The sequence below is a fragment of the Diaphorobacter sp. LI3 genome (assembly GCF_022807955.1).
Taxonomy (GTDB): domain Bacteria; phylum Pseudomonadota; class Gammaproteobacteria; order Burkholderiales; family Burkholderiaceae_C; genus Diaphorobacter; species Diaphorobacter nitroreducens.
Genome location: NZ_CP094346.1, coordinates 62,738 through 79,121 on the forward strand (window position 1 = coordinate 62,738; position 16,384 = coordinate 79,121).

15 protein-coding genes are annotated in these 16,384 nt (G+C 69.9%); 9 read left to right on the plus strand and 6 right to left on the minus strand.

The window, feature by feature from the left end:
• Positions 1-19 precede the first annotated feature (19 nt).
• The 3 genes from MRB47_RS00310 to MRB47_RS00320 all read left to right on the plus strand — a co-directional run bounded on the left by MRB47_RS00310 (position 20) and on the right by MRB47_RS00320 (position 2,976).
• Positions 20-817: a class I SAM-dependent methyltransferase gene (locus tag MRB47_RS00310; RefSeq protein WP_252101566.1), complete on the plus strand. Its 798-nt coding sequence runs from the start codon at positions 20-22 to the stop codon at positions 815-817.
• 158 nt (positions 818-975) lie between these two features.
• Entirely contained in the window at positions 976-2,016 is a 1,041-nt protein-coding gene (locus MRB47_RS00315; protein WP_012655168.1) for a peptidoglycan-binding domain-containing protein, read from the plus strand.
• A 243-nt stretch (positions 2,017-2,259) separates the two neighbouring features.
• The gene (locus MRB47_RS00320) at positions 2,260-2,976 is read left to right on the plus strand and encodes an N-acetyltransferase (protein WP_252101567.1); all 717 of its coding nucleotides are present in this window, start codon (positions 2,260-2,262) and stop codon (positions 2,974-2,976) included.
• Between the two features lie 65 nt (positions 2,977-3,041).
• On the opposite strand, the gene MRB47_RS00325 is transcribed toward MRB47_RS00320, so the two are convergent.
• Positions 3,042-3,962 (minus strand): AraC family transcriptional regulator, encoded by a 921-nt coding sequence (locus tag MRB47_RS00325; protein WP_252101568.1) that lies wholly within the window; start codon positions 3,960-3,962, stop codon positions 3,042-3,044.
• 59 nt (positions 3,963-4,021) lie between these two features.
• Here MRB47_RS00325 and MRB47_RS00330 point away from each other — a divergent pair, with 59 nt between their 5' ends.
• The 3 genes from MRB47_RS00330 (at position 4,022) to wrbA (ending at position 7,071) form a co-directional block, all read left to right on the plus strand.
• Positions 4,022-5,269: an MFS transporter gene (locus MRB47_RS00330; protein WP_252101569.1), complete on the plus strand. Its 1,248-nt coding sequence runs from the start codon at positions 4,022-4,024 to the stop codon at positions 5,267-5,269.
• Between the two features lie 315 nt (positions 5,270-5,584).
• Positions 5,585-6,334, plus strand: a complete 750-nt coding sequence (locus tag MRB47_RS00335; protein ID WP_252101570.1) for a gamma-glutamylcyclotransferase — start codon at positions 5,585-5,587, stop codon at positions 6,332-6,334.
• A 134-nt stretch (positions 6,335-6,468) separates the two neighbouring features.
• On the plus strand, positions 6,469-7,071 hold the full coding sequence (wrbA, locus tag MRB47_RS00340) for an NAD(P)H:quinone oxidoreductase (RefSeq protein ID WP_252101571.1): 603 nt from the start codon (positions 6,469-6,471) through the stop codon (positions 7,069-7,071).
• Between the two features lie 209 nt (positions 7,072-7,280).
• Here the strand turns inward: wrbA and MRB47_RS00345 are convergent, their stop codons facing one another.
• Positions 7,281-8,705: an FAD-binding oxidoreductase gene (locus MRB47_RS00345; protein WP_252101572.1), complete on the minus strand. Its 1,425-nt coding sequence runs from the start codon at positions 8,703-8,705 to the stop codon at positions 7,281-7,283.
• A gap of 280 nt (positions 8,706-8,985) precedes the next feature.
• Entirely contained in the window at positions 8,986-9,360 is a 375-nt protein-coding gene (locus MRB47_RS00350) for a calcium-binding protein (RefSeq protein WP_047350916.1), read from the minus strand.
• A 155-nt stretch (positions 9,361-9,515) separates the two neighbouring features.
• On the opposite strand from MRB47_RS00350, the gene MRB47_RS00355 reads away from it, so the two are divergent.
• Positions 9,516-10,088, plus strand: coding sequence for a cob(I)yrinic acid a,c-diamide adenosyltransferase (locus MRB47_RS00355; protein WP_252101573.1), 573 nt, complete (start codon positions 9,516-9,518; stop codon positions 10,086-10,088).
• Between the two features lie 503 nt (positions 10,089-10,591).
• Here the strand turns inward: MRB47_RS00355 and MRB47_RS00360 are convergent.
• Positions 10,592-11,014 carry a hotdog fold thioesterase gene (locus MRB47_RS00360; RefSeq protein ID WP_011803515.1) on the minus strand — a complete coding sequence of 141 codons (423 nt, stop codon included), beginning with the start codon at positions 11,012-11,014 and terminating at the stop codon, positions 10,592-10,594.
• 223 nt (positions 11,015-11,237) lie between these two features.
• On the opposite strand from MRB47_RS00360, the gene MRB47_RS00365 reads away from it, so the two are divergent.
• Complete coding sequence (locus MRB47_RS00365; protein WP_252101574.1) at positions 11,238-12,395, plus strand: ABC transporter substrate-binding protein; 1,158 nt, start codon at positions 11,238-11,240, stop codon at positions 12,393-12,395.
• Positions 12,396-12,468: 73 nt separating this feature from the next.
• Here the strand turns inward: MRB47_RS00365 and MRB47_RS00370 are convergent, their stop codons facing one another.
• Positions 12,469-13,989: an acetyl-CoA hydrolase/transferase family protein gene (locus MRB47_RS00370; RefSeq protein WP_287740351.1), complete on the minus strand. Its 1,521-nt coding sequence runs from the start codon at positions 13,987-13,989 to the stop codon at positions 12,469-12,471.
• A gap of 199 nt (positions 13,990-14,188) precedes the next feature.
• On the opposite strand from MRB47_RS00370, the gene MRB47_RS00375 reads away from it, so the two are divergent.
• Entirely contained in the window at positions 14,189-14,920 is a 732-nt protein-coding gene (locus MRB47_RS00375; protein WP_252101575.1) for a zf-TFIIB domain-containing protein, read from the plus strand.
• A gap of 135 nt (positions 14,921-15,055) precedes the next feature.
• On the opposite strand, the gene MRB47_RS00380 is transcribed toward MRB47_RS00375, so the two are convergent.
• The gene (locus tag MRB47_RS00380; protein ID WP_088887971.1) at positions 15,056-16,342 is read right to left on the minus strand and encodes a solute carrier family 23 protein; all 1,287 of its coding nucleotides are present in this window, start codon (positions 16,340-16,342) and stop codon (positions 15,056-15,058) included.
• Between the last annotated feature and the right edge of the window lie 42 nt (positions 16,343-16,384).

Here is a 16,384-nt window from a genome sequence, read left to right on the forward strand (position 1 = left end):
ATCGTTGCGGCCCGTGCCCATGCCGCGCCGGCCCCGCCGACTCCATCATCTGCACGCGCCGCCGCCGCGGCGCATCGTCCTGCCCTGGCCGCTGCCGGCGGTGCTGGTGTGGGCAGCGGCGTGGCTGCTGTTCGCGGGCCTGCGCGGCAGCGTGGCCCCGCTGGCGGCGCTCGGGCTGGCCTGCGCCGTGGGTGTGGCGGGCAGCCTGCTGGCGCAGGGCTGGTGGCGCCGCGGCCTGATCGCGCTGGGCTTTCCCTTGTCGGCGGCACTGGGCGGCGCGGTGGCGCTGCCGGCCTGGGGCTGGCTGCTGCCGCTGGCACTGCTGCTGCTGGTGTATCCGCTCAATGCCTGGCGCGATGCGCCGCTGTTTCCCACCCCGCCGGGTGCGCTGCACGGCCTGCAGGACGCCGCGCCGCTGCCCGCGGGTGCGCCCGTGCTGGACGCCGGCTGCGGCCTGGGCGATGGCCTCAAGGCCCTGCGCGCGGCCTATCCGCAGGCGCGGCTGCACGGGCTGGAGTGGAGCGGACCCTTGGCGTTGCTGTGCCGGCTGCGCTGCCCCTGGGCGCGCGTGCGGCGCGGTGACCTCTGGGCCGCAGACTGGGGCGGTTACGACCTTGTGTACGTGTTCCAGCGGCCCGAGAGCATGGCCCGTGTGGCCGCGAAGGCCCGCGCGGAGATGGCGCCGGGCCGCTGGCTCGTGAGTCTGGCGTTCGCCGTGCCGGGCGTGTGCCCCAGCGCGCGGCTGGATTCCTTCGCCGGCCATGCGGTGTGGATCTACCAATTGCCTTTGCCGGGGGACGGTGCTACGCCACACTAAAACGAAACAACTTGCAAACATCGGTTGCAAAAACTGCCGAATCGGTATGATTTTTCATTCACGTCGGCCACGCCGGTCCTGTACCGGGTGCGCAGACCGCTCGGTTGAGACGTGTCCACACACCCCGGAATGCAAGAAAAGAGAGAGGAAGGAAAGCTATGTCCCGTAAACCACTGACGCTGCTGGCGGCCGCCTGCGCCGCCCTGGCCCTGACCGGCTGCGAAACCACCAACATGCGGATGGGCAGCGCCGAGTCCAAGACCGTGGCCACCGGCGCTGCCGCCGGCGGCAGCGCCGCCAACGAGAGCGGCCAGCTGGAGCGCTGCCAGTCGCCCCTGGGCACCGTGTCGCTGGTCGAGAACCAGGACGCCGGCTGGTACACCATCCTGCGCAACGAGTACAAGCTGCCCCCCACGGCCAACCTGCTGCGCCTGCTGATCCAGCAGTCCAACTGCTTCATCGTGGTGGAGCGCGGCGCAGCCGGCATGCGCGCCATGGACCGCGAGCGCCAGCTCATGGGCTCCGGCGAGATGCGCGGTGGCAGCAACTTTGGCCGGGGCCAGATGGTGGCGTCCGACTACGGCATGTCGCCCGAGATCATCTTCTCGAACAACGACGCAGGCGCCATCGGCGGCGTGCTGGGCGGCCTGATCGGCGGCGGAAGCGGCCGTGCGCTGGCGGCCGTCGGCGGCGGGCTGAAGACGCGCGAGGCCAGCGCCATGCTGACCCTGGTGGACAACCGCTCGGGCGTGCAGGTGGCGGCCTCCGAAGGCAGCGCCTCCAAGAGCGACTTTGCCGGCTTCGGCAGCCTGTTCGGCGGCTCGGCCGGCGGTGGCCTGGGGGGCTACCAGAACACCGCGCAAGGCAAGGTGATCACCGCTGCGTTCATGGATGCCTACAACCAGATGGTTGTGGCGCTACGCAGCTACAAGGCGCAGTCGGTGCAGGGCCAGGGCCTGGGCGGCGGCGGCCGTCTGGGCGTGGATGGCGGCGCGGCTCCCTCGCAGACCCGCGCGGGCGCGGCCATGTCGGTGCGCGAGGCGCAGGAACGCCTGAACGCCATGGGCTACAACGTGGGCACGCCCGACGGCTCCGCCGGTCCCAAGACGGCGCGTGCGCTGCGCGAGTTCCAGCAGGCCCAGGGCCTGCCCGTCACCGGCCGCCTGGACTCGGCCACGGCCGGCGCGCTGTCGCGCTGAGCGGGGCGCAAGGGGCTTCGCCCCCGGCAAGCAAGCGGCCTTCGGGCCGCTTTTTCGTGGGCGCTTTATGGGGAAAGTGCTTCGTTATTCATAGCTGCCAGCGCTTTTCTTGCAAGGGCCATAGCCCGAAAACGCCATGAACGGCACGGTATCGCACCCGCGGGGTGCGGTATCGCCCGCGGGGCTGGCCTTCAGGCGCGCGGTGGCCTAGCATGCGCGCCGCATCGTTATTGCCGCAGTTCCATGTACCTGTCCCTGCCGCCGTTCTGGTCGTCATGGCTGGCGTGGCCCAAGCCGCCGCCCGCCCCCGACGCTTCTGGCGTTTTTTCCTCCTTTCTTGAAGTCTCCCGGCGCCAGGCGCGCCGCCTCGCGCAGCCCGCCGAGCTGCGCATCGACGTGGACCCGCCCGACGCCACGATCGAGCAGGAACTCTCGGCCCTGCACCAGCGGCTGCACTCTCCCGGTGACGCCCTGCATGGCCTGCCCTCCACGCCCCTGCCGGGGCACCCCGGCCTTTTCGTGCGCAGCCGCGTGGCCGATGGCGAGCTGTACGTCTACATCGAAGACCCGCTGCGCCAGTGCCTGGCGGGCACCACGGTCTTCAACCGCCTTGTCGAACTGAACCGCCGCGCCGACCGCCACCTGCGCGCGCCGCATTCGCGCTACGCGCCCGCCTACCAGCGGCTGGGCCTTGCCACGGCCGTGTACCGCTGGGCGCTGGACGGTGGGCAGTGCCTGGTGTCCGGCGCGCGCCAGTCCGCAGGGGCCCATGCGCTGTGGCAGCGCCTGGGGCGTGATTACCCGCAGGGCTATGTCTGCCTGCAGCACAAGACCCCGCGCTACCTGGGCCGCCAGGTGGATGCGCGCGTGCAGGAAGCCCTGGCCACGCGCCGCCTGCTGCTGGGCCGGGGCTGGACGCTGGCCCGCCTGGCCGCCGCCACGGGCATGCTGTCTGTGTAGTGCTCCTGAAAAAAGAGCTGCTTGCGCTTATGGAATAAGCGCTGGAGCCCTATTTATCTTGAAATCTACGGCGACCCCAGGAAGCGTCCCGGCGCCAGCCCCACGGCCCGCCGCACCATGGCGCTGAAGGCGCTGGGGCTGTTGTAGCCCAGTTCCGCCGCGATCTGGTTGATGGGCTTGCGCCCCGCGGCCAGCGCCACGGCGCGCGCCAGGATCACCTGCTGGCGCCACTGCGTGAAGGTGCTGCCCAACTCCTGGCGAAAGAGGCGCGCCACCGTGCGCGGGCTGGCGCCGGTGTCGCGCGCCCAGTTGGCCAGCGTGTCGTGGCGTGTGGGATCGGCCAGCACCGCCTCGCACAGGTGGCGCAGGCGCTTGTCGCGCGGCAGGTCCACGCCCAGGCGCACGCTGCTGGCACGGCGCAACTCGTCCAGGATCAGCGCGCTCAGGTGGCGCTCGCGGTGCAGCAGCTCGGGCGGCGGCGGGGCGCCGTCGTCGGGGTCGGTGGGCATCTCGCGCACCACGGCGCGCAGCAGCTCGGACACCTCCAGCACGCGGCACTGGCGCCAGGGCTCTTCCTGCGCGCGCGCGACGGCGGGGCCGCAGCGCCCGGGCGGCTGGTAGAAGTACAGCGTGCGCAGGTCGGCGTCCTCCACCATGGTCACGGCGTGCTCCACGCCCGGCGGGATCCACAGCGCGCGCGAGGGCGGCACGATGTAGGTGCCGCGCGGCACGGTCAGGCGCAGCACGCCCGTGGTGGAGATGGCCACCTGCGCCCAGGGGTGGCTGTGCGGACGCACCTGCGTGTCGGCGCGCAGCTCGCGGTGCTTGGCGCGCACGGGGCGCTCCCGGCTGGGCACGAACAGGTGCGGCGTGAGCGACTCCACGTACGACAGCACGCGCACCGGCCGCGCGGCGCGGTCGGCGGTGCTGGCCGCGACGGGCTCGGCAGGCGGTGGGGCAGGGCGGGGAAGGGACGGGCTTGGCATGATCGCGACAGCAATTGGCCGACTATCGTATATCGGCCGCGGCTGCCTTGCCTAAGATCATGGCCATGACGACTGCTGCCCCCACCCTGCGCCAGGACGCGCGCACCATTGGCCTGATCGGCCTTGCGCACGGCTCCTCGCACTTCTTTCACCTGCTGCTGCCGCCGCTGTTTCCGTTCCTGATCGCGGAGTTCGGCTACAGCTATTCCGAATTGGGGCTGCTGGTCTCGGTGTTCTTCGTGGTCTCCGGCGTGGGCCAGGCGCTGTCGGGCTTCCTGGTGGACCGCGTGGGCGCACGCCCGGTGCTGTTCGCCGCGCTGGCCAGCTTTGCGCTGGCGGGCCTCACCGCGGGCAGCGCCAGCGGCTACCTGGGCCTGGTGGTGGCGTCGGTGCTGGCGGGCCTGGGCAATGCGCCGTTCCACCCGGTGGACTTCACCATCCTCAACAAGCGCGTGTCGCCCGCGCGGCTGGGCCACGGCTTCTCGGTGCACGGCATCTCGGGCAACCTGGGCTGGGCCACCGCGCCGCTGTTCATGGCGGGCATCGCCACGGCCACGGGATCCTGGCGCATGGCCTGCCTGAGCGGCGGTGCGCTGGCCCTGGTGGTGCTGGCCGTCATGGTGTGGAACCGCGACGCGCTGGACGACCGTCAGGGCGCCTGGGCGCATGCGCCGGCCAAGGGCGCCACGGGCAGCGCGCACGCGCAGGAACACCCCATGGCCTTCCTCAAGCTCCCGGCCGTGTGGCTGTGCTTCTCGTTCTTCTTCTGGAGCACCTGCTCGCTCAGCGCCATCCAGAGCTTTGCCGCCCCGGCGCTGCAGCGGATGTACGACATGCCGCTGTCGCTGACCTCCATGGTGGTCACGGGCTACATGCTGTGCAGTGCCGTGGGCATGGTGATCGGGGGCTTCCTCGTGGGCCGCGTGGTGCGGCTGGAAAAGACCATCAGCATCTGCCTGATGGCCTCCGCCGCGCTGCTGGTGCTGGTGGGGCTGGGCGCACTGCCCGGCACGGTGGCGCTGGCCGTGGCCGCGCTGGCGGGCATGGGCGTGGGCATTGCCGGTCCGTCGCGCGACATGCTCATCAAGCGCGCCGCGCCCCCCGGCGCTACGGGCCGCGTGTACGGCACGGTGTATTCGGGGCTGGACCTGGGCTTTTCCGTCGCGGCGCCATTGTTTGGCGTGCTGCTGGACCGCGGGCAGACCGCCGACATCTTCTACGGCTCGGCCCTGGCGCTGGTGCTGAGTGTGGTCTCGGCGGCCCTGGTGGGCGGTGGCGTGGCGCGACGCCAGGCGCAGGCCGCGTGACAGGTGCCGGGGGCTTCCAGCGCATACGTAGCAAGCGCTAACAGCTATTGAAACAGGAGCGCTGGCGCGCCCTCCAGGGCAAGCCCTGCGCCGCGCATACCGGCTTGGCGGTTCCCCTGCCGCTGGGCGCGGGGCGGCAAGCGTTCGTCGCAGCCTGCATTCGGCCGTTATGCAGGACGGTGTGATGCGCTCTGGCCCATTGATCAAGCGGTGGATGCGAAATACAGTGAACCGCAGTGAAGAGCTGCGCGCCGCCGCGCCGTTCTCCAGCGTACGCGCCCGCTCCTTCCCCCCGGTTCTGCATCGACCCCACCCATGGAACCCCACGCCTTCAGGCACCTGCCCGAACTGCAAGGACGGCTCACGCCGCCCCAGGCCAGCGGGCTGCGCCTGACCGACGAGGTGCTCGCCGCCTGGGATGCGCAGGCGCGCCAGCAGGGCCTGTCCGCCGACTGGCGGCTGCCCGATGACGTGGTCGAGCGCTCACGCCAGGCCGTGCTGGCGCAGAGCGAGGGGTGCGACCTCTGGGTGTTTGCGTACGGCTCGCTGATGTGGAACCCCGCCATCCACTTTGACGAGGTGCGCCGCGCCCGGCTCGCGGACCATGCGCGCCGCTTCGCGCTGGCCACCACGATCGGCCGCGGTACACCCGACAGCCCGGGCCTGGTGCTCACGCTGCAGCGCGGCGTGGGTGACTGCGAGGGGTTGGCATTCCGCATTCCGCAGGCGCTGCTGGAGCGGGAGTCGCGCATGCTGTGGCGGCGCGAAATGATCCACGGCAGCTACTGCCCGGGCTTTCAACCGCTGCACACGCCGCAGGGCGGTGTGCGCGCGCTGGTGCTGTCCGCCAACACCGCGCACCCGCTGCACCGCGGCGGGCTGTCGCTGGACGACACCGCGGCCATCATCGCCAGCGCGCAGGGCAGCGTGGGCAGCAACCGCGACTACCTGGACCAGCTGGCGTGCCAACTCGACCTACTGGGCATCCGCGATGACTACGTGCGCTGCCTGGCTGCCCGGGTGCGCGCGCACACCGCGCGGCGCAGGACCGGGGTGGTTAAGTGAGATCGAACCGGCGCCGATAGAGCCCGCTGGAGCGGGGTGCCACCGTGTGCTGGCCCATGAAGGCGGCGGGGTGCTGCGCGCGCTGCCTGCCATGCTGCTTGTGGCTGCACAAGCGTTCTTGAAAAGGGAAAGTCATGTCCAAGGTACTCGTTCTCTACTACTCGACTTACGGCCATCTCGAAACCATGGCGCAGGCCGTCGCCGAAGGCGCGCGCTCTGCCGGTGCCACGGTGGACGTGAAGCGCGTTCCCGAAACGGTGCCGCAGGAGATCGCCCGGTCCGCGCACTTCAAGCTGGACCAGTCCGCACCCGTCGCCACCGTGACCGAGCTGGAAAACTACGACGCGATCATCGTCGGCGCGCCCACGCGCTTTGGCCGCATGCCCTCGCAGATGGGCAGCTTCCTCGACCAGGCGGGCGGCCTGTGGGCGCGCGGCGCCCTCAACGGCAAGGTGGGCGCGGCGTTCACCTCCACCGCCACGCAGCACGGCGGGCAGGAGACGACGTTGTTTTCCATCATCACCAACCTGCTGCACTTCGGCATGGTGATCGTGGGGCTGCCCTACAGCTTCCAGGGCCAGATGACGCTGGACGAAGTGGTGGGCGGCGCCCCCTACGGTGCGACCACCATCGCCGGCGGCCAGGGCCAGCGCCAGCCCAGCGCGACCGAGCTGGACGGCGCACGCTTCCAGGGCCGTCTGGTGGCCGAGACGGCCAACAAGCTGTTCGGCGCCTGAAGCCGCGCCGGTGCGGCGCGGCTTGGTCCGCGTGGTGCCGGGTGGTGGAGCGCCTGCCCCAGCCCAGCCGCGGACCGGCTGGGCTCTTTATTGCCCGCGCGCTCGGGCCCGTTGCGCGGAAAACAAGGGTAAAAAAGGCCCTAGCGCTTATGCAGCAAGCGCTTGCAGCTATTGAATCAGGAGTGCCCGCGCGGCCGCCGCGGCGCAGGCTATAGCGCGAAGATCTTGCCCGGATTGAGGATGTTCTGCGGGTCCAGCGCGCGCTTGATGGCGCGCATCATCTCCACCGCGCCTTCGCCGGCCTCGTCCACCAGAAAGCCCATCTTGTGCACGCCCACGCCGTGCTCGCCGGTGCAGGTGCCGCCCAGGCGCAGCGCGCGCGCCACGAGCTGGTGGTTGAGCCGCTCGGCTGTCTCGCGCTCGGCGGGGACGGCCGGGTCCAGCAGGTAGCCGAAGTGGAAGTTGCCGTCGCCCACGTGGCCCACCAGGAAGTAGGGGATGCCGCTCGCGTCGGCCTCGGCCACGGAGTCGAGCAGGCAGTCGGCCAGGCGGCTGATGGGCACGCAGGTGTCGGTGCTGATGGCCTTGCAGCCGGGGCGGCTCTGTACGGCGGCAAAGTAGGCGTTGTGCCGCGCGGTCCACAGGCGCGTGCGCTCCTCGGGCGTGGTGGCCCATTCAAACGCGTTGCCGTCCCATTCGCGTGCAATGTCCTGCACCACCTCGGCCTGTTCCTGCACGCCGGCGGGCGAGCCATGGAATTCCATCAGCAGCAGCGGCTCCTCGCGCAGACGGAGCTTGCTGTGGGCGTTGACCATGCGCACGCTGTTGGCGTCGATGAGCTCCACGCGCGCGATCGGCACACCGAGCTGGATGGTCTGGATCACCGTGCGCACGGCGGCCTCTATGGTGGGAAACGAGCAGATCGCCGCGCTCACCGCCTCGGGCAGCGGGTACAGGCGCACGGTGACCTCGGTGAACAGGCCCAGCGTCCCCTCGCTGCCCACCATCAGGCGCGTGAGGTCGTAGCCGGCGCTGCTCTTCTTGGCGCGCGTGCCGGTGCGGATCACCTCGCCACGGGCGGTGACCACCTCCAGCGCCAGCACGTTCTCGCGCATGGTGCCGTAGCGCACGGCGTTGGTGCCGCTGGCGCGCGTGGCAGCCATGCCGCCGATGCTGGCGTCGGCGCCCGGGTCGATGGGGAAGAACAGGCCCGTGTCCTTGATCGCCTCATTGAGCTGCTTGCGCGTGATGCCGGGCTGCACGGTCACGGTGAGGTCGTCGGCGTCAACGGACAGCACCCGGTTCATGCGGCCCATGTCGATGCTGATGCCGCCCTGGACGGCCAGCAGGTGCCCTTCGAGCGACGAGCCCGCGCCGTAGGGGATCACTGGCACGCCGTACTGCGCGGCCAGGCGCACGGCGTCCTGCACGTCCTGCGTGTTCTCGGCAAAGACCACGGCCGCAGGCGGGGGCGCCTGCAGCGAGCCCTCGTCGCGCCCGTGCTGCTCGCACACCGCCTGCGCCGCCGAGTACTGCGCGCCAAAGCGTGCGGCCAGCGCATCCAGCATCGCCTGCGGCACGGGGCGCGGCGTGGTCAGGGGTTGCAGATGGGCGGTGGTCGCGGGGGCGTTCATGGCGGGCTTCCTTCAAGGCGCGTGGGTGGCGGCCATTCTAGAAGTCCGGGCTGCGGCCTGCGGGCCGCGTGTTGAGAGTCCACCATGGTCGGCTGTGGCGAAAGGCCGATCTAGCGTGTATCCATGGAAAAACCCCGCCCGCACCCTGGAGGACAGTGCAGGCGGGGGGTGGTGGCGGCCCGAGAGGACGGGGTCGCCCAGACGGGCCGCCCAGGACGGGTACGGCGTTGCGCTCGAAGGGTGCGTAATCAATGCTTGACCATGCCCGTCCCTTTAAGCGTCAAGACCGGCTGCCGGCCTCGAATTCGGTGCGGGACAGACTGCCGTTCTTGTCCTTGTCCAGCGCCTGGAAGCGGTTGGCGATGGCGGGTAGCTGGCCCGCCTCGGCGCTGCTCAGCTGGCCGTCGCGGTTGGCATCGGCGCGTTCAAAGGCGCTGGCGCTGCTGCCGCTGGGCGTGGCCGTGCTGCTGCCGCCAAAGGTCGCTTTGGGCTGCGTTGTGGCTGGGCCCGGCCCCGTCTGGTACTGCGGTTGTGCGGAGGGGGCGCTGGGCGTCTGGGCCTGCGCCGCCGCACCGCCCACGGTCAGCGCCGCAAACAGCATCACGCTGCGGGCATCGAAGGAGGGGAGGGTGCGTCGTTGCGGTGTGTGAGGCATCGATTCGGCTCCGGTGGAAGTTGAACAGGCCTTCATTGCACCGCAGCATGGATGCCGCAGCCAGCACTTTTGCCCGCTGTTGCCCGTCTCCACAATGGCCCGGCGGATGTAACGCACAATCGTTGCCCCGGCCCCGAATGAGGAGGAAACGCGCCATGGGAAACAGACTGACACAAATCGCCACGCGCACCGGCGACGACGGGTCTACGGGCCTGGGCGACAACACCCGCGTATCCAAGGCCAGCGGCCGCCCGCAGGCCATGGGCGACGTGGACGAGCTCAACTCCCACATCGGCCTGCTGCTGTGCGAGCCGCTGCCCGCGGACATGCGCGAGCTGCTGATCGACGTGCAGCACCAGCTGTTCAACCTGGGCGGCGAGCTGTCCATGCCCGGCTACGAGCTGCTCAAGGACGATGCGCTGCTGCAGCTGGACAACGCGCTCGCGCGCTACAACGCCGAGCTGCCGCGGCTGCTGGAATTCATTCTGCCCGCGGGCACGCGCGCCGCCTGCCAGGCCCATGTGTGCCGCACGGTGGCCCGCCGCGCCGAGCGCGCCGTGGTGGCGCTGCAGCAGCACGAGACCATGCGCGCCGCGCCGCGCCAGTACCTGAACCGTCTGTCCGACCTGCTGTTCGTGCTCTCGCGCGCGCTCAACCGCATGGACGGCGGCAGCGAGGTCTACTGGAAGAGCGAGCGCCTGGCACGCCAGAACGATGCTGCTGAATAAGTAGCTGACAGCGCAGACGAGTCAAGCGCTGCGGCACGATGGGGCGCATAAGCCTCCGCAACGCGGCAGGTGCGCCGGCGCGCAACCCATCACCGCGCTCCAACCTTCCGAAAGCCGCAGCGCAGGCCGCGGGCTGTGGGCCGCAGGCGCTGTCTCTGGGCGCGAGTGGGGTTGTGTTGCTATTAAAAAAGTAGCTGCTCGCGCTTATCCATCAGGCGCTACACCCCGATTGGACCCATTGTCCCACTGCGGCCCGGAACGGTGCCGGCGCGCGATTCCTCGCCACGCTGCCTCTTCCGAAGTCCGCGGAGCAGGCCACCTCAGCAGACGCCGTGGAGAGGGCTTTGACCAGCCCCTGGCGTCGTCCCCCTTCCCGTGCGCAGCGCGAGAGAATGGGCTGAGGGGCGCGGCTCCGAGCTTGCCTGCGCAGGCTGGGACATCCCCCAAAGAGCGGCCGCCTCTGGCGGCTGCACCCAGGCGCGCAGCGCCTCAGGGGGATGCCTTTATTTCGGCGCCAGCATCGCCATGGTGATGCGCGACACGCAGGTCAGCTCGCCCGCGTCGTTCACCATGTCGATCTGCCAGACCTGTGTGGTCTTGCCGATGTGCACCGGCCGGGCCGTGCCCGTGACCCATCCGCTCCTGGCGGCGCGCAGGTGGTTGGCGTTGATGTCCAGGCCCACGGCCAGCCAGCCCTCGGGGCTGGCGTGGTAGGCGCCCACCGAGCCCAGCGTCTCGGCCAGCACCACGCTCACGCCGCCGTGCAGCAGGCCGAAGGGCTGGCGCGTGCGCTCGTCCACGGGCACGCGCGCGCGCAGGAAGTCGTCGCCGACTTCGGTGAACTCGATGCCAAGGTGGCTCACGGCGGTGTTGGCGCTGGAGGCGGTGATCAGCGCGAGGGTGGTGGGTTTTTTCCAGAGGGACATGGGCTGAGGGGTCTCACATCAGGGCTGCGCCCGGCAGCGGCGCCGGGCTTTGGCACGATTGGTGGGCTCGGTGGCGGAAGTTGCAACCTCCACGCGCCCAGTATCGACCGGTTTGCTCGTTTGGAGCTTATCCGTTTCCCGTGCGCAGTGCTTTGCGTGGCCCATCAGCGGGCCGGGGCGCCGCGGGGCAGCCTTCCCATCCAACCCACACATTCCTTTGACCATGCAACGCCGCCAGTTTGTCCTCCAAGCCGGCCGAGCCGCCGCCCTCGCGGCCGCGCCGGCCTTCGTGCTCCCGGCCCGTGCGCAGGACGCGCCAGGCGTGTCCGCCAAGGCCCTCTCGATCGGCTGCTCGGCCGCCATGAGCGGCCCGCTGCTGGGCTTTGGCACCGACATCCAGTTGGGCGCTGGCGCTGCTTTCGCGCAGGCCAACGCGCGCGGCGGTGTGCATGGGCGCACGCTGCAGCTGCAGATGGTGGACGACGCCTATGACCCCGAGCGCACGCTGGCCAACGTCAAGCAGATCATCGGCCAGGGCAGCGCACTGGCGCTGCTGTCGTGCGTGGGCACGCCCAACAACGCGGCCATCGTGCCGCTGGTGGAAGAGGCCGGCATCCCCTACGTAGCGCCGATCACGGGCGCGTCGTCGCTGCGCAAGAGCACGCGCAACGTGTTCCATGTGCGCGCCAGCTACACCGACGAGGTGCAGCGCCTCATCCAGCGCCTGGCGGGCATGGGCCTGAAGGGCATCGGCGTGGTGTACCTGGACAACGGCTACGGCCGCGAAATGCTGGAGGACGCCACGCGCGCCCTGGCGGCGCTGAACATGAAGCCCGCCGTGCAGGTGGCCGTGGCCACCGACGGCAAGAACCTCCCCCAGGTGCTGCAGGCCGTGGCCGCGGCGCGCCCTTCGGCCGTGCTGCTGGCGACCGCGGGCACGGTGTCCGTGGGCCTGGTGCGCGGCATCAAGAAGGAAGCGCCCGGCGTGCTCATGGCCGGCCTGAGCGTGACGCTGCCCAGCGCCAGCCTGGGCCAGCTGGGCGAGGACGGCAGCGGCCTCGCGCTGTCCATGATCGTGCCCGACCCCAACCGCGCCAAGCTGCAGCTGGTGCGCGACTACCAGTCCGCCATGCGCGCGCAGGGCAAGAGCGAGTTCTCGCAAGGCAGCCTGGAGGCCTACGTGAATGCGCGCGTGCTCATCGAAGGCCTGGACCGCGCCGGCAAGGACGTGACCCAGCCCAAGCTGCGCGCGGCGCTGGCGGGCATCCGCAACCTGGACCTGGGCGGCTTCGTGGTGGACTACAGCGGCCAGGCGCCCTACGTGGGCTCGCGCTTCATCGACCTGGGCGTGCTGGGCAGCACGGGCCGCTTCATCGCCTGAACACGGCACCGCTGAGGCGCTTTGCGCCTCGGTGCTATCTGTAGGCCCCGGGGCGCCAGGGACGGCTGGGCCCTCAGGGCAGCATGCTGCCCGTGGCCAGGCAGCGCTCGTGCCAGGACAAGGCCTCGCCCAGGATGTGGGGCGTGTGCTGCGCGCCCTTGCTGCGCGCGCGGTCGAAATAGTCCTGCAGCAGCGGGCGGAAGTCCGGGTGCGCGCACTTGTCGATGATGACCTGCGCGCGCTGGCGTGGCGACAGGCCGCGCAGGTCGGCCAGGCCTTGCTCGGTGACGATGATCTGCGTGTCGTGCTCGGTGTGGTCCACGTGCGAGACCATGGGCACGATGCAGCTCACCTTGCCGCCCTTGGCCACCGAGGGCGTGACGAAGAACGACAGGTAGCCGTTGCGCGCATAGTCGCCCGAGCCGCCGATGCCGTTCATCATGGCCGAGCCCATCACGTGCGTGGAATTGATGTTGCCGTAGATGTCGGCCTCGATCATGGCGTTCATGGCGATCACGCCCAGGCGCCGCACCAGCTCGGGGTGGTTGCTGATCTCCTGCGGGCGCAGCACGATGCGGTCGCGGTAGAAGGCAATGTGCTCGTTGAAGTCCTTCAGCGCCTCGCTGCTCAGCGAGATCGCGGTGGCCGACGCCGCAGTCATCTTGCCGCGCTTGATCAGCTCCAGCATGCCGTCCTGCAGCACCTCGGTGAAGCCCAGCAGTTCGTCGAACGGGCCGTCCAGCAGCCCGGTCAGCACCGCGTTGGCCACGTTGCCCACGCCCGACTGCAGCGGCAGCATGTTCTTGGGCAGGCGGCCCACCTTCACCTCGTGGGCCAGGAAGTCGATGATGTGCGCCGCGATCTGGTTGGAGACTGCGTCGGGCTTGGCGAAGGCCGTGTCGCGGTCGCGCTGGTGCGTCTGGACCACCGCGATCACCTTGGACGGGTCCACGCGCAGGTACGGCTCGCCGATGCGCTCGGTGGCCTGCGTCAGGTGGATAGGCTGGCGGCGCGGCGGGATGGCCGTGCCGTAGTAGATGTCGTGCATGCCCTCCATCTCGATCGGGGGCAGCGAGTTCACCTCGAGGATCACCTTGTCGGCGATCTCCAGCCAGGTCTTGTTGTTGCCCACGGCGGCCGAGGGGATCAGCCGGCCGTCGGGCAGGATGCCCAGCACCTCCACCACGGCCACCTGCATGGGGCCCAGGAAGCCGAACCAGGCGTGCTGCGCCACGTGCGAGAGGTGGATGTCCAGGTAGTGCACCTCGCCCGCGTTGATCTTGTCGCGGCAAATCGGGTCCGACTGGAAGGGCAGGCGCTGGTGGATGCCGTTCACCTTGGCCAGCGCGCCGTCCAGTTCGGGCGCGGTGGAGGCGCCCGTCCACACGTTGACCTGGAACGGCCGGCCTGCTGCATGCTCGGCCTCGATGCGCGCGGCCAGCGCCTGGGGCACCTGCTTGGGATAGCCCGCGCCGGTGAAGCCGCTCATGCCGATATTGGCGCCGGCCGGGATCAGGGCCGCGGCTTCGGCCGCGCTCATGATTTTCTGGGCCAGACCGGGGTGCTGGATACGGGGGGACGACGAGGTGGACACGCTAACTCCAGACGGACAAGCGCCCCGTGCAGGCCTGGCGGGCAGCTGGCGCGGGGCGCAAAAAAGAGCGTAAATCTTAGCAGCCGCTCCGTGCGCGGCTAGGGATAACCCTGGCCTTACACCGCGCTGACGCAGGCCGCCCGCGCAGGCACGGCCGCGTCGCGGCACCGGCCGGGCAGGCAGTACGATCGCGTCCACCATGCCGTTCACACCGCTTTGCCCCTCGTGCCGCCAGCCCACCGAGATCCGGCGCTTTGCCGCCAGCACCGGAGGCACGCTGGAGCTGGACCTGTGCTTTGCCTGCCAGGGCATGTGGTTCGACCCGCAGGAGAACACGCGCCTGGCGCCGGCGGCCGTGCTGGAGCTGTTCGAACTGCTGCACCAGCACCGTGGCGATGCACACCACCCGCTGGCCGACCGGCTGCGCTGCCCGCGCTGCAGCCAGGCGCTGGCCAAGGGCTACGACGTGGCGCAGGGGGGGCGCTACGTCACCTACCGCTGCGCGGCGCGCCACGGGCGCTTTTCGACCTTTGGTTCGTTCATGGTCGAGAAGGGCTTCGTGCGGCACCTGTCCACGATGGAGATCGAGGCGCTGGCCGAGCGTGTGGGCACCATCAACTGCACAAGCTGCGGCGGCACGGTGGACATCCGCCACGACCACGCCTGCCCTTACTGCCGCTCGGCCCTGTCGCTGCTGGACCCGCAGGCGGTGGACAAGGCCCTGGTGCGCCACGGCAGCGCCGCCCGTCAGACCGCGCCGGCGGACGCCGCCTCGCCCGACGCCCTGGCCGATGCGCTGGTGGCGCTGGAGCGCAACCGTGCGCGGGAGGAGCGTGCGCGCCAGCGCGAACGGCTGGAGGGCACGCGCAGCGACGAGTTCGACCTGCTCACCGCGGGCATCGAGATGGTGTGGTCGCTGCTGCGGCGTTGATCGGTTTGCTACTGAAAAAAGAGCTGCTGGCGCTTGTCACAATTGGTCTTCAAGGCGGAAAGTGCCTTGAATCGTTTCAGGATAAGCGCCAGCAGCTATGGATACGGGAGCGCGCCTGGGCGCTCCCGCCCAGCCTTACTTGCCGCGGTTCAGGGCCGCGTAGAGCACGATGGCGCCGAAGGTCGCGGTGCCGATGCCGCCCAGCGCGAAGTCGCCGAACTTCAGCGTGAATTCGCCCGTGCCCAGGATCAGCGTGATCGCCGCCACGATGAGGTTCTTGTTCTGCGAGAAATCCACCCGGTTGTCCACCCAGATCTTGGCGCCGGCAATCGCAATCAGGCCGAACACCACGATGGACACGCCGCCCATGACCGGCAGCGGGATCGCCTGGATCAGCGCGCCGAACTTGGGCGAGAAGCCCAGCAGCACCGCCAGCAGCGCCGCGACCAAGAACACCGCCGTGGAGTAGATGCGCGTGGCGGCCATCACGCCGATGTTCTCGGCGTACGTCGTCACGCCCGTGCCGCCGGCCGCGCCGCTCACCATCGTCGCCACGCCGTCGCCGATGAAGGCGCGGCCCATGTATTGGTCCAGGTTCTTGCCGGTCATGGCCGTCACGGCCTTGATGTGGCCCAGGTTCTCGGCCACCAGGATGATGACCACGGGCACTATGAGCAGCAGGGCGTTGGCTTCGAACACCGGCGCATGGAACTGCGGCAGGCCAAACCAGGCGGCGTTGGCGATGCCCGACACGTCGATCGGCTTGCCCAGGCCCATGCCGTTGGTCAGCAGCGCGTACAGCAGGCTGGCGATGATCAGGCCCACCAGGATCAGCAGGCGCTGCAGCATGCCGCTGGTGAATACCGCCACCAGCGCCACGCACACGAAGGTCAGGGCCTGCATCCAGGCCTCGAAGTTGTTGGCCGCCATGTTCTTGATGGGGATGCCGGCCAGGTTCAGCCCGATCACGGCCACCACCGCGCCGGTGACCACCGGGGGCATGAAGCGCTCGATCCAGCCTGTGCCCACCAGGTGCACCACCACGCCCACCAGCGTGTACACCAGGCCGCAGGCGATGATGCCGCCCAGCGCCACGCCGATGTTGGCGTTGGGCCCTTTGCCTGCATAGGCCGTGGCCGCGATCACCACGCCGATGAAGGCGAACGACGAGCCCAGGTAGCTCGGGACCTTGCCGCCGGTGATGAGGAAGAAAATCAGCGTGCCGATGCCGCTCATCAGCACCGCCACGTTGGGGTCGAACCCCATCAGGATGGGCGCCAGCACCGTGGCGCCGAACATGGCGATGACGTGCTGTATGCCCATCAGCCCGGTCTGCGGCCAGGGCAGGCGCTCGTCCGGTCCGATCACGCCGCCACCCTGCAGCACCTGCGCCGGGCGCTCATTCCATTGCAAAAGGGCCATGGGGCTCTCCTTGTGTGAAAGCGCTGATTTTAGAGGTTAGAT